The following is a 13,748-nucleotide window of genomic DNA, read 5'->3' on the forward strand; positions in this document are numbered from 1 at the left end:
CAACGCCCTCCCGCCGTGTCCTGCGAAAGCCGGTCCAGGACGATTGGGGGCGACTGCGGGACGCCAACGAACGTCACGCGCATCGCGCTTAACCGTCGCTCGCTGACACCGTCACTGGCGTGCTCGCCGCACCCAACGCCGCCGCCGCGTCAGCCGGCCGCGGGGTATCGCCGGTGTGCTGCAGCCAACCACCGCCGAGGCATTGATATAGGTCGACGAGATTCGTCAGCCGGTTCAACCGCGCCGAAATTAGCGACTGCTGAGCGCCATAGAGGTCGGTTTGTGCAGTCAGCACATTCAGATAGCTGTCAACGCCATTGCGATAACGCAACTCGGACAGCTCAAGCCGCCGTTGCTGCGAGGCCACATAGCGGTCCAGCGACTGGATTTGCTGATCATACGTGCCGCGCGCGGCCAGGCCATCGGCCACTTCGCGAAATGCAGTTTGGATCGCCTTCTCGTACTGCGCGATCGCAATTTTTTTGCCGACGTCGGCCAATTGCAGATTCGCGACGTTCAACCCACCCTCGAAAATCGGCAAATCGATCTTCGGCGTAAATCCCCAGGCAGCCGATCCCGGCTTGAACAGCCCACCCAGTGTCGGCGACAGCGTACCGAAGTTGCCGGTCAACGAGATATTCGGGAAGAACGCGGCACGCGCGGCGCCGATATTTGCATTGGCCGCCAGCAATCTCTGTTCGGCCTCCATCACGTCCGGACGGCGCGTGAGCAGATCTGACGGCAGCCCGGCCGGGATGTCCGCGAGCAGACTCTGTGCGTTCAGCGGCAGGCCGGCCGGCAGGTCTTCCGGCAGCGGCTGGCCGACCAGCAGCACGAGGGCATTTTCGGCCTGCGCGCGCACGCGCTGCTGCGCCTGCAGGTTGGCACGCGCCTGCTCGACGATCCCCTGCGACTGACGCAGATCGAGTTCGGAGCCGATACCGGTGTCGAACTGCAGTTTCGCCAGGTTATACGATGCGTTCGCGGTATCAAGCGTGCGCTGCGTGAGCGCGAGTTGCTCGTCCGCGGCCAATACCGTCAGGTATCGGTCAGCAACCTGCGACACCAGCAGGATCTCAGCAGCTTTACGCGCCTGGGCGGTCGCCAGGTACTGTGCGAGCGCCTGATCCTTTAGGCTACGCAAGCGGCCCCAGAAGTCGATCTCCCATGACGCCGACAAACCAACCGAATACTGGTTGCTGATCGTGCGATCAAAGGACGACAAATTCCTCGGCGTACGCGTCTTGGTCTCGCTGCCTACCGCGTCCAGTGTTGGAAGCAGGTCCGCGCGGGTCACGCGATACTGCGCGGCGGCCTGCTGCACCTTCAAGACCGCGACCGCGAGATCCCGGTTGTTGTGCAGCGACAACTCAATCAGTCGCTGCAAGCGCGGATCGTTGAACAACTCGCGCCAGCCGATATCAGCAGCGGCCACACCGTTGGCGCCCTGCTGGCCAGGCGCTACACGCGGCTGCGTCGCATAGACACCGCTCTGCGGAAACGTCGACGCAACGGGCGGCGCTGGACGCTCGTACTTCGGCTGGAATGTGCACGCCGATACCAGCGCGGCAACGGCCACGGCGATGGGAAGCTTGCTCATCGGTTTCATATCAATGCCCTTGCTGGTTCGAGCCGTTACCTTCGATGCGTGACGGCGTCGGCTCACCCGCCGGCTTGTTGTCCGAGCCAAAACGATCGCGGATCACAACATAGAACATGGGGATCATGAAAATCGCCAGGAACGTTGCGGTCAGCATCCCGCCGATCACGCCCGTGCCAATCGCGTGCTGGCTGCCCGAACCCGCACCGTTGCTCACTGCGAGTGGGAACACGCCGAGGATGAACGCTAGCGAAGTCATCAGGATCGGACGCAACCGCAGGCGCGCCGCTTTCATCGCCGCGGCCATCGCGCTCATGCCTTCCTTCTGCTGCAGCTCGCGGGCAAATTCGACAATTAAGATCGCATTCTTCGCGGACAAGCCCACCGTGGTCAACAGGCCCACCTGGAAGAACACGTCGTTTTCCAGCCCGCGCAACGTCACCGCTAACAGGGCGCCGATCACCCCAAGTGGCACAACCAGGATCACGGCGAACGGGATCGACCAGCTTTCGTACAGCGCCGCCAGGCACAGGAACACGACAAGGATCGAGATCCCGTACAGGATCGGCGCCTGCGACCCCGACTGGCGCTCTTGGAACGACAAACCGGTCCATTCGAAGCCGATGCCGGCGGGCAGCTTCGCGGCAATCGCCTCCATCGCCGCCATCGCCTGGCCGGTGGATTTGCCCGGTGCAGCCTGGCCCTGGATCTCGACTGCCGAGATGCCGTTGTAGCGCTCCAGCTTTGGCGAGCCGAAGGTCCAGTTACCGGTGGCGATTGACGTGAACGGCACCATCGTGCCCGACGCGCTGCGCACGTACCAGTTCGCCAAGTCCTCCGGATTCATCCGGAACGGCGCATCCGACTGCAAATACACTTTCTTGATCCGGCCATCGGTGTCGAGGAAGTTGTTGACGTACTGCGATGCCCACGCGATCGAGAACGTCTGGTCGATCGAAGATGCAGACACGCCCAGCGCCTGCGCCTTTTCACGATCAATGTTGATCTTGAACTGCGGCATGTCGTTCAGCCCGTTCGGACGCACCAGCGCGAGCGTTGGATCCTTCGCGGCCATGCCAAGCAACTGGTTGCGCGCCTCCATCAGTTTCTCGTGGCCAAGCCCGCCCCGATCCTGCAGCTCAAAATCAAAGCCCGATGCGGTGCCAAGCTCCGGAATCGACGGCGGATTGACCGGAATCACCATCGCATCCTTATACGACGCGAAGTGAGCGGACGTGCGCTGCACCAGCGCCTGTACCTTCTGATTCGACGCAAGGCGCTGCGAGTAGTCCTTCATGCGGACGAAGACCAGCCCGGAGTTTTGCCCGCGGCCCGCGAAGCTGAAGCCGTTAACAGTGAACACCGACTCGACGATATCCTTTTCGTCCTGCAGCAGGTAGTGCTGCACGTCTTGCAGCACCTTGGCGGTACGCTCCTGCGTGGAGCCGGACGGCGCCTGCACCAGCACGAACATCGTGCCTTGGTCCTCATCGGGCAGGAACGAAGTCGGCAGCCGCATAAACAGCAGCCCCACTGCAACGATCACGGCCAAGTAGATCATGAGCCAGCGGCCGGAGCGTCGGATAACATGCTGCACGCCGTCGTGGTACTTGTCGCGGCTGCGGTCGAACGTGCGGTTGAACCAGCCGAAAAAGCCGGTCTTCGCCTCGTGATGGCCGGCCGGAATCGGCTTGAGGATCGTCGCGCACAGCGCCGGCGTCAGGATCAACGCGACCAGCACCGACAGCACCATCGCGGAGACGATGGTCAGCGAGAACTGCCGGTAAATCGCGCCCACTGAGCCACTGGACAGCGCCACCGGCACGAACACGGCCGACAACACGAGCGCCACGCCAATCAGCGCGCCGGTGATCTGCCCCATTGCCTTGCGCGTCGCCTCGCGTGGCGACAGGCCCTCCTCGGCCATCACCCGCTCGACGTTTTCTACCACCACGATCGCATCGTCCACCAGCAATCCGATCGCCAACACCAGGCCGAACATCGATAGCACGTTGATCGAGAAGCCCGCTGCGTTCATGATCGCGAACGTGCCGAGCAGCACCACCGGCACCGCGATCGTCGGGATTACAGTCGCGCGTAGATTCTGTAGGAACAGGTACATGACCAAGAACACCAGCACGATGCCCTCGAGCAGCGTCTTGACCACTTCCTCGATCGACAGCTTCACGAACGGCGTCGTGTCATACGGGTATTCGACGACCAGCCCCTGCGGGAAGTACTTCGACAACTCGTCGATCTTCTGGCGCACCGCCTTGGCCGTGGCCAGCGCGTTCGCGCCAGTGGCCAGCTGAATGCCGAAGCCCGCCGTCGGCTGACCGTTGTACTTGGTATCGAAATTGTAGTTCTCACCGCCAAGCTCCACGCGCGCGACGTCCTTCAACCGCACGCGTGAACCGTCTGGGTTCACTTTTAATAAAATGTTGCCAAATTGCTCCGGCGTATTAAGCAGCGTGGCCTCTGTGATGGTTGCCTGCAACATCTGCCCGGGCTTCGCAGGCGTGCCGCCAAGCTGGCCGCCAGCGACCTGTACGTTTTGCGTCAGCAACGCCTGCTGTACGTCGATCGGCGTCAGGCTGTAGTTCGTCAACTTAGTCGGATCGAGCCAGATGCGCATCGCATACTGTGAACCGAACAGCGTGACCGTGCCAACGCCATCGATCCGGCTGATCGGATCCTGCACTTTCGAGGCAACATAGTTTGCGAGGTCGTACTTCGACATGCCGCCGTCTTTCGACACGAACGCCATGACCAGCAGGAAACTGCTGCTCGATTTCGTCACCTTTGTGCCGAGCTGCTGTACCACTTGTGGCAGCAGTGGCGTAGCCAGCTGCAGCTTGTTTTGCACCTGGACCTGTGCAATGTCCGGATCCGTGCCTGGTGCAAACGTGAGCGTGATCGTCGCGCTACCGGAGTCGTCGCTGGTAGATGACAGATACAGCAAGTGGTCCAGCCCACTCATTTGCTGCTCGATGACCTGCGTGACGGTATTCTCAACCGTTTTCGCGGATGCGCCCGGATAGTTCGCGCTGACCTGAATCGCCGGCGGCGCAATCGTTGGATACTGCGCGACTGGCAACTGGAAGATCGACACGACCCCTGCCAGCATCAAAATAATCGCGATCACCCAAGCAAAGATCGGGCGATCAATAAAGAATTTGGCCATGAAGCGATGCTCCTCGGATTATTGCGCAGCGCTTGCATCGGCCGGCGCGCTCGCACTCGCGGCGGCCTGGCTGGCCCCGCGGGGCGCGGCGGGCTGCACGCCGGATGCGGCCGACGCCCCGTCGGGCGACGGGCTCGCTGTCATTTCGGGCGGCAGTTGCGCGGGCACCGGCTTGACGGTTGCACCCGGGCGCACCTTTTCGGTGCCCTGCACGATGACGCGCTCGCCCGGGTTCAGGCCGCTCTCGACAATCCAGTTCGCGCCATGGGTTCGGCTAGTAACCAGCTGGCGCAGCGTGACCTTGTTGTCCGGGCCGACCACCAACGCGGTCGGCATGCCTTTCTGGTCGCGCGTGATACCGACCTGCGGCACAACAATTGCCCGCTCGTTCACCCCTTCGACGATGCGCGCGCGCACAAACATACCGGGCAGCAGCACGCGATCCGGGTTTGGAAATAATGCCCGCAGGATGACTGAGCCGGTGGACTGGTCAACCGTCACGTCAGCAAACTGCAGCTTGCCCTCGATTGGATAAAACGTGCCGTCCTCGAGCATTAGCTGCACTTTCGCGCTGTTCGAGCCCTGAGTGCGCAAGCGCCCCTCCTGGATCTCGCGCCGCAACCGCAAACCATCAGCGCTCGATTGGGTCAGATCGACATACATCGGATCGAGTTGCTGCACAGTGGCCATCAGCGTGGCCTGGTTCGCCTGCACGTATGCGCCCGGCGTGACGACGGACAAACCGATGCGGCCGTTAATCGGTGATACCACGTCGGTATAGCCCAGATTGATGGCAGCTGTCTGCACCGACGCCTTGCCGGCCGCGACATCCGCCTCGGCCTGCCGCTCGGCGGCCACCGCATTGTCGTAGTCTTGCTTGCTGATCGCGTTTGAGGCAACCAGCACCTTGAAGCGCTCCGCCTGAGCACGGGTCGATGCGAGATTGGCTTGCGCTTTGGCGAGCGACGCCTTCGCGCTGGCGAGCGCGGCCTCGTACGGCGCCGAATCGATTTTGTACAGCCGCTGGCCGGCCTTGACCTCGCTACCTTCGGTGAATTCGCGGCGCTGCACAATGCCGTCCACGCGCGCGCGCACCTGTGCGACGAGGTACGCACTGGTGCGCCCGGGCAAATCGGTAATTACCGGCACCGCTCTGGGCTCCACCGTCACCACGCCGACTTCGGGTACTTGCGCTGGTGGAGCGACCGGCTTCTTGCCGCATCCGGCAAGCATCAAAGCTGTGGCTACCGCGGTCGCCGCGGTAACGGGGAAAAAACGTACTCGAACCCAATCGACGCGCATGGAACGCACCTCTGTATCTGACTGTGGCTAAGAATTGGAAGGACCCCGCGCCTAGAACTGCCGGGTCGCGTCTGCCGACGCCTGATCACAGGCCGTGCGCAAATACTGCGGCGCCCGGAACCGAAAATGCACCGTCTAAGTTGCATACGGCGGGAGCACGCGGTGAGCTTCACTTTATCCGCGCGCGCCGATCAACAACCGTACCCGGCGTGTCGTGCAATCCGGAGGAAAACGCCGGTTGGCCTGACGATCAACGAGTGCTATTGTATATACATTCATTGCTGAATGTATATTACCGTAACATTCTAAAGTCATTCATTGCACACCGGCCCACATTGTGTGCAATTCACCCGGGCCGCTCGTGCCGGCCCTGCAATTTGCGCAACAGCGCTTGCAGCAACGAGACCATGAGAAGGACCAAGGAAGCAGCGCTCGAGACGCGCAACCACATTCTCGACGCGGCCGAAATAGTATTTTTTGAACGGGGTGTGGCGCGCACGTCACTCGCGCATGTCGCCGTGGCAGCCGGATTGACGCGCGGCGCGATCTACTGGCACTTCAAAAACAAGGCCGACTTATTCACCGCGATGGTCGATCGGGTCACGCTACCCATGGAAACGTTGGTCGAAGCCACCGTCGACTCGCGCGAACAGGATCCGCTTGGCAAACTCCGCGACGTATTCGTGTTCTGCCTGCGCGATGCCGCACAAAATCCCCGCAGCCGGCGGGTTTTCGAAATCCTGTTCACGAAATGCGAATACACGGAGGATATGGGCCCCGTGTTGGAGCGTCACCGCAACGCGACCCGCGATGGCCGTGCGCGGCTGGAGATCGGGCTGCGCAATGCAATGGCCAAGGGCCAATTGTCCGCCGAGTTCGATCCGCGGCGCGGCGCACAGTTGCTGCACGCGTTCTTCGGCGGCATCCTGCGCGATTGGCTGCTTGACCATACGTCAATCGCGCTGGAGCAGGAAGCGGAGCGCATCGCGGACAGTGGTTTCGCGATGCTGCGCAGCCCGGCAGCGCTCACCACGCCCCGCTGACGCGCTTACCGGCTCCGGTACAGCGTCTTACGTGTCCGGTTCGGCCCATCGCCGCGTTGCGCGCAGCGGCGCATCGAACGGTTCTTCGTAGCTCCACGCCGCGTTCTCGACAACGCCATCCTCGGTTCTCCGATGAAAATAACTTGCGTCGCCCTTGTACGGGCAAGGGGTACGATGCTCCGATCGCATCAGCCGCGCCATGTTCACGTCCGCGCGCGGCGAGTATTGGACCGGTGCCAGGCCGGTCTCCTGAAGCGTAAGCGCGTGCAGCGTGTCCGCGTAAGTGACACCTTGTTGGATAATGCGAACGCGGTGCGGATTACTGACGATAGTGATCGGATGTTCGTCTGACGATACACCCATCTGAACCTCCGTCAAGGCGCCACAGCCACACAGTTGCAACCGTGGCACCTATTATCGGCAAAATTGCGCTGCCGCATATCGTGCGGCACGCCGCCGACCGCGCCGCGCTTACGGCTGCGACCAGCGGAACGCGAGCGTCGCATGGCGCTGCAGCTTGATCAACTTCGTTTGCGCCGTGCCCTCATACTGCGCGCGTACCGTGTAGCGTCCGGGCGCGAGCTTGACCAGCATGTACGGGCCCTGCGAAATTGTATCGAGCACGACCTGGCCGCCCGCCCGCGTGATGGTCACCTGTACGTCGGCCAGGTATTCGCCGCGCGAGCCAGTGAACCGCAACGTGAGCGGCCAATGCGGCGCCTCGCGGCGCAACGCCTGCGACTCGTCCAATCCGACACCGCCCGACGTATAGCTGACCTCGCCCTGCGTGCTGACCGGCGGCAAGCCGTTGTTGTCCTGCGCTGCGACCCGCGTGGCAAAGCCGGTGACGCCGAGTAAGCCGGTCGCCAGCATGGCAAGCCCCATTCGATGGCAGTTTTTCATCGTGTCACTCCTTTCCTAGGCTGGTTCAAGGACGTCGGATCCGCAGCGCGCCGCGCATACGGCCCCCTCCTATTTTACCGACCCGATCAACGGCATACGGTTCCGGCGAAACACAAAGCAGCCGGTAAACGTTGGTTACATCAACGCTTTTTATGTCTCGTCACATCGGAGCCGAGGTAGCTTCGCGCGCGCCGCCCGAGTGCCGCGCAAAGGTGACGCTAACGCGCAATCCGCGTCCGCCCGGACCGTCGTCCAACTGCAATAACGCACCGTGCTGCTGCGCGACACCATGCACGATGGCCAGGCCCAACCCGCTGCCGCAGATCTGTGCAAGCGACTCATCACGTGCCGGCATCCGATAGAATCGATCGAACACGCGCGCACGCTCCGATGCCGGAATGCCGGGCCCGGTATCGACGATCTGCACGCGCGGCCGGCCAGCGCCGTCGACATCGATCGACACGTCGACGCGCCCGCCCCGCGGCGTGTACTTGACCGCGTTGTCAACTAGGTTGCTGATCATCATGCGCAACGCATCGGCGTCGCCGGATACGGTCGCGTCCGCGGCGGCGTCCATGCCCAGATCCACGCCGCGTTGCGCGGCGAGCGTCGTGTACGCGCGCACGCTGTCCTCGACCACCGCACGCAACGACACGGGTGCCCCTGCGCTGGCGCAGTCCGCGGCGGGCTCGGCACGCGCGAGCGCCAGTAATTGCTCGACCAGCCGCGTCGCGCGCTCGACCCCATGCCTCAGGTCCGCTGTCGCCTCCCGCCGCGCCGCGTCGTCCCGCGCGCGCTCCAGCAGCTGCACCTGGATCTGCAACGCGGCCAGCGGCGTGCGCAACTCGTGTGCGGCATCGGCGACAAACGCGCGCTGCGTATCCAGCGCATGCGCCAGCCGCTCGAGCAATCCGTTGAGCGCGCGCACCAGCGGCTGCACCTCGTTGGGCAGCCGCTGGTCCGGCAGCGGGTCGAGCGCGTCCGGCTGCCGCGTGTCCAACGCAAGCGCCACGCGGCGCAATGGCTTCAGCCCGCGGCCGATGACCAGCCAGACGGCCACGCCCAGCAGCGGCAACAGCATCAGCGAAGGCCACAGCGTGCGCAGCGCCACTTCCGCCGCCAGCCGGCTGCGCACGCTCATCGGTTGAGCGAGTTGCACGACATTGTCGCCCACCACCGCGCTGTAGACCCGCCAGTCGCCACCCGACGTGTGTTCGGTCGAAAAGCCCAGCCTGGCATGCGGCGCGAGGGGCGCGCGCGGGTGCGAGTAGTACAGCTGCACGCCCTCGCGGCTCCAGATCTGGATCACGACACCGCCGCTTTCCGGATCGCCCGCACCGAACGCGGAGCTGAACGGCTCCGATGGCAACGCCGCGGCAGTTTGCTGCAATTGGAAGTCAAACAATTCATTGGCTTCGGCCCGGGCCTGCCGAAAGGTGAGCCAGCCTGCCAGGCCAAAGCCCGCCAGCAGCACCGTAATTAGCGAGAACAGCAGTTGTCGGCGAATCGAATTCATCAGCCCGCGTCACGCCTTCGGCATCATGTAGCCCAGCCCGCGCACGGTGCGGATCAGTTCCGCGCCAAGCTTCTTGCGCAGCGAATGGATATAGACTTCGACCGTATTGCTGCCAATCTCCTCGCCCCAGCCATAGATTTTTTCCTCAAGCTGGCTCTTGGAGAGCACCGCGCCAGGCCGCGCCAGCAGCGCCTCGAGCAACCCGTACTCGCGCGCGGACAACGCAACAGGCACGCCATCGAGTGTGACCTCGCGCGCGGCCGGATCCAACGTCAAGCCGCGGTGCCGGATCACTGTCTCGGTCCGACCGGCCTGGCGGCGCACCAGGGCCCGCATGCGGGCGCCAAGCTCGTCCAGATCGAACGGCTTGACCAGATAGTCGTCCGCGCCCGCGTCGAGCCCCTTGACGCGATCGGCTACCGCGTCACGGGCGGTCACGATCAGCACTGGCAGCGCATGTTTTTTAGCGCGAACCGTCTTGAGCACATCCAGTCCATCGCGCTGAGGTAATCCGAGGTCGAGCAGCATCAGGTCGTACGGCTCGCCGTCAGCGGCCAGGATCGCCACTGCGCCGTCCTGGACCCAATCCACTGCCCAGCCGTCCGCACGCAGCGCCTTGCGCACACCTTCAGCGATCATCGGGTCATCTTCGACGAGTAAAACACGCATGGTGCCGACCGTTCGTCCATCCACAATTGAGTCATACGCACATTCTATCCTTGTCGCCACACCGGTCCGGCGCATTGCTGTCCCGTGTCGAATTTTGATCGTAGCGCCGTCGACCTGTCCCATTGTCACTACAATGAGCGCTTCGCGCGCAACCGGCCGCCATGTCGGCGTCAGCGCGTTTCTATCGCTCGCGCTTCTCTATGCTTCCGTATCCGTTCGCTTTCTTTGGCCGCTTCACCCGCCCGGGCTTCGCCCGCTCTATCCTGTCCGTTGTCCGATTGCGCAGCCGTAACGGCGATGTCCACCAGGGCGCTGCGCGCGTCACGACCCTCCCGCGACAAATGGGTGATGCGACGCAGCGATCACGCCGCCAGTGGCTGGCTGCGATGCTCGCGTGTGCAGCATGGATTGCACTGCCAAGCGTGCCCACGCCGGCCTTCGCCGACGCGAAGCCCCAAACCAAGGGATGGCGGGCTAAGAGCAAGGTAACTCGCAAGGCAAGTCGCAATGCGGCGGCCAACGCATCGTGCGCCAAGGCCCGCACGAAGCGCAGCAAAAGCAAGACCGCTGGCCGCACAGCCAACGTACCGTCCGGCCCGCTGCCCGCGCCGGTGATGGCCGGGCTCGCGCGTGCGCGGGTGCCGCTATCGTCGGTCAGCGTCGTCGTGCAGCGCGTGAACGACAGGCAGCCTTTACTCGCGTGGAATGCGAGCAAGCGTATGCTGCCCGCATCGACGATGAAACTGGTGACCACCTACGCCGGCCTGTCGATCCTCGGCCCGAATTACCGGTGGCGCACGAGCGCATACCGAGACGGCAGCATCGACGCCTCCGGCATACTGCACGGCAACCTGTACATTCAAGGCACTGGCGATCCAAAGCTCGTGCCGGAGGAGTTGATCGACCTGGTGGACAAGATCCACAAACAAGGCATCACCACGCTGGACGGCGATCTGGTCTTGGACAAGCGATGGTTTGACGCATCCACACATAACCTGCCCGCGTTCGACAACAACACCGACTCGCCGTACAACGTCGGCCCGGATCCACTGCTGTATGCGTTCAAGTCGCTGTCGTTTAAGCTGAACCCGTCGCCGAACGGTGACGTGGCCATCGACGTGACGCCTGCGCTCGCGCAACTGAAAATCGTCAACCAGTTGCGCAAGACGCGCGGCGCGTGCACTGGCGTGCTGCAAAGTGTGACCCCGGCTATCACGCCGACGCCGCAAGGCATCGTGCAAGCGGTGTTCAGCGGCGACTATCCGACGCGCTGCGGCGCACGTACCGTCAACATGGCCGCACTGGATCACTCGAGCTTTTTTGCCGGTGGTTTCCTAGCGCTGTGGAAGCAAACCGGAGGCACCTTCACCGGCAAAGTGCGTGAAGGTGCAACGCCGTCCAACGCGCAGCTAGTGGCGACCCATCGCGGGGTTGAACTATCGACGATCGTGAACGACATCAATAAGTTGTCGAACAACACGATGACGCGCAACCTATTCCTGTCGATCGGCGCAGTCGGCGCGCGCCCGATTGCATCGCACATCCCCGTCACGCTCGCCCCGCCGGTGCCGTCCACGCCCGCGCGCAGCGCACAAGTCATCCGCGATTTTCTGGCCAAGAGTGGGCTGGCGATGCCCGAGTTGCAACTGGACAATGGCTCCGGCTTGTCGCGCAACGAGTACGTCAGCGCAGCCTCGATGGCTAAGCTGCTGGTGGCGGCCAACGCCAGCCCTGTCGCGCAGGCCTTTGTCGCGTCGCTGCCCATTGCCGGCGTCGACGGCACGATGCGTCACCGGCTCACCGGAGCGCCGGTGGGCGGCAATGCACGGATCAAGACTGGCACATTGCGCGACGTGCGCGCGATTGCCGGCTATGTCGCCGCCGCGAACGGCGAAAGCTACGTGGTGGTGAGCTTTATCAACGATCCACGCGCCGCCGCCGCGCGGCAGGCACATGATGCCCTGCTCGAATGGGTATACCAACACGCCCGGTAACGCCCGCCGGCCGATGCCGTGTTTCAAACATCCAGAAAAACCCTAACGGCATGACGGCATGCGAGGTTGGACGTGTCGCATTGAATAAAGCCTCTAGCCGACAGACGTAAGCGGCGATTAGAGTCGGTGTACTCTTGATCCGTTCTCACTGTGACCGCTCAGACGGCTCCAGCGGGACGTAGCGCCGGTGCGCCCACGCCCGGCACAGCAATGACAATGCACGAGCGGTGCCATGCCGCTCGAGACGAATATCGGAGGACGCGGATGCGATTCGACGCCATTGGGCTACTGCCAGCGCCCAGGTAACGTTTCGTTATCCGTATCGACATGATCCGCCGCGAGGTCGGCTTGGCAAGCGCGCGGCGTGCAGCCGCTTACGGCCTATCCGGCCTGGTAGCACAACCAACCGTACGAGGAGACTCAATGAAGAATCAGAAAAACACGTTGCAGCGCTTCGTGCGCACAGCGATCGCCTGTACCGTATTCGCGCTGCTCGCCGCGTGCGGCGCCGGCACCAGCGGCGACCCATCGACGCAGACTCCGGCGGGAGACATCCGGCTGCAAGTGGTCACGTTCGGCGACAGCCTGTCCGATGCCGGCACCTATGCGGTGACCAGCACGAGCGCTGCCGGCCCGCTCGCATTGGGCGGCGGCCGCTTCACGACAAATCCTGGGCAGGTGTGGGCGCAGAACGTCGCGCAATACTACGGCGATACGCTCACGCCGGCGTTCAACGCAGGCTTCGGCGTGCCGCTGACCGCGGCGGGCGGCTTGGATTACGCGCAAGGTGCGGCCACGGTCAATACCAGTGGTTCGACCACCAGCGCCAGCATGACGGCCGAGCCCGTCACTTGGCAGGTCAGCGCCTACTTGCAGGCGCACGGCAGCTTCAACAGCAAACAGTTAGTGCTCGTCGAGGCCGGGGCCAACGATGTGCTGGGCAACGCGCAAGCGCTGGCGGCCGGCCAGATCACGCAGGCCACGGCGATACAGAACATCACGACGGCGGCCCTCACGCTCGCCCAGGTAGTCGGCCAGATCCTGCAGGCCGGCGCAACCAAGGTGGTCGTCGCGAATCTACCCAACATCGGCGTGACGCCGCTCGGTGTGTCCAGCGCCGATGGCGGCACCGGGCTCACGCAACTGTCGGCCGGCTTCAACACCGCGCTAAAGGCGGCGCTCACGCAAGGCGGCATCGGTCAGAAGGTGATCCAGCTCGACGTATTCTCGTGGATCACCAACCTAGCGGCCAATTACCGAGCCAATGGATTCAAGGTCGGCGCCAACGGCACCGCATGCAATTTGGCCCAAATGGTCGCGTCGGCGCAACAGGCCGGCGTGCCCAACCCGGCCTCGTACGGCACGTCGCTGCTGTGCGCGCCGGACAGCTACACCGAGCAGAACGCAGACCAGACCTATATGTTCGCCGACCAGATCCACCCGACGACCCGCACCCATCAGTTGTTCGCGCAATTCGCGCAGCAGCAGATCGCGGCGCACGGCATCGGCAAGTGATTGCCCGGTAACGCGCACAAGC

The 13,748-nt window shown here is 63.4% G+C and carries 10 protein-coding genes; 3 read left to right on the top strand and 7 right to left on the bottom strand.

Going from position 1 to position 13,748, the window contains the following annotated elements:
- Positions 1-88 precede the first annotated feature (88 nt).
- Genes B0B13_RS10145 through B0B13_RS10155 form a run of 3 tightly spaced genes read right to left on the bottom strand, consistent with a single transcriptional unit; the run spans position 89 to position 6,086 of the window.
- Positions 89-1,600, bottom strand: coding sequence for an efflux transporter outer membrane subunit (locus tag B0B13_RS10145; RefSeq protein WP_076797262.1), 1,512 nt, complete (start codon positions 1,598-1,600; stop codon positions 89-91).
- Between the two features lie 10 nt (positions 1,601-1,610).
- Positions 1,611-4,784: an efflux RND transporter permease subunit gene (locus B0B13_RS10150; protein WP_076796153.1), complete on the bottom strand. Its 3,174-nt coding sequence runs from the start codon at positions 4,782-4,784 to the stop codon at positions 1,611-1,613.
- Positions 4,785-4,802: 18 nt separating this feature from the next.
- Positions 4,803-6,086, bottom strand: coding sequence for an efflux RND transporter periplasmic adaptor subunit (locus tag B0B13_RS10155; protein ID WP_076796156.1), 1,284 nt, complete (start codon positions 6,084-6,086; stop codon positions 4,803-4,805).
- Positions 6,087-6,493: 407 nt separating this feature from the next.
- On the opposite strand from B0B13_RS10155, the gene B0B13_RS10160 reads away from it, so the two are divergent.
- The gene (locus B0B13_RS10160) at positions 6,494-7,129 is read left to right on the top strand and encodes a TetR family transcriptional regulator (RefSeq protein ID WP_076796159.1); all 636 of its coding nucleotides are present in this window, start codon (positions 6,494-6,496) and stop codon (positions 7,127-7,129) included.
- 27 nt (positions 7,130-7,156) lie between these two features.
- Here the strand turns inward: B0B13_RS10160 and B0B13_RS10165 are convergent, their stop codons facing one another.
- The 4 genes from B0B13_RS10165 to B0B13_RS10180 form a co-directional block, all read right to left on the bottom strand.
- Positions 7,157-7,492: a DUF427 domain-containing protein gene (locus B0B13_RS10165; protein WP_076797263.1), complete on the bottom strand. Its 336-nt coding sequence runs from the start codon at positions 7,490-7,492 to the stop codon at positions 7,157-7,159.
- Between the two features lie 108 nt (positions 7,493-7,600).
- Complete coding sequence (locus B0B13_RS10170; RefSeq protein WP_076796161.1) at positions 7,601-8,032, bottom strand: carboxypeptidase-like regulatory domain-containing protein; 432 nt, start codon at positions 8,030-8,032, stop codon at positions 7,601-7,603.
- 160 nt (positions 8,033-8,192) lie between these two features.
- Positions 8,193-9,548 carry an ATP-binding protein gene (locus B0B13_RS10175; protein ID WP_076796164.1) on the bottom strand — a complete coding sequence of 452 codons (1,356 nt, stop codon included), beginning with the start codon at positions 9,546-9,548 and terminating at the stop codon, positions 8,193-8,195.
- A 9-nt stretch (positions 9,549-9,557) separates the two neighbouring features.
- The gene (locus tag B0B13_RS10180; RefSeq protein ID WP_076796167.1) at positions 9,558-10,217 is read right to left on the bottom strand and encodes a response regulator; all 660 of its coding nucleotides are present in this window, start codon (positions 10,215-10,217) and stop codon (positions 9,558-9,560) included.
- 386 nt (positions 10,218-10,603) lie between these two features.
- On the opposite strand from B0B13_RS10180, the gene dacB reads away from it, so the two are divergent.
- Both dacB and B0B13_RS10190 read left to right on the top strand, forming a co-directional pair.
- Positions 10,604-12,211 (top strand): D-alanyl-D-alanine carboxypeptidase/D-alanyl-D-alanine endopeptidase, encoded by a 1,608-nt coding sequence (dacB, locus tag B0B13_RS10185; RefSeq protein ID WP_170872461.1) that lies wholly within the window; start codon positions 10,604-10,606, stop codon positions 12,209-12,211.
- 423 nt (positions 12,212-12,634) lie between these two features.
- A complete protein-coding gene (locus B0B13_RS10190) occupies positions 12,635-13,726 on the top strand; it encodes an SGNH/GDSL hydrolase family protein (RefSeq protein ID WP_076797265.1) in 1,092 nt (363 codons plus the stop codon).
- The last annotated feature ends 22 nt before the right edge of the window (positions 13,727-13,748 follow it).

The sequence above is a fragment of the Burkholderia sp. b14 genome (genome assembly GCF_900156195.1).
Lineage (GTDB): Bacteria > Pseudomonadota > Gammaproteobacteria > Burkholderiales > Burkholderiaceae > Mycetohabitans.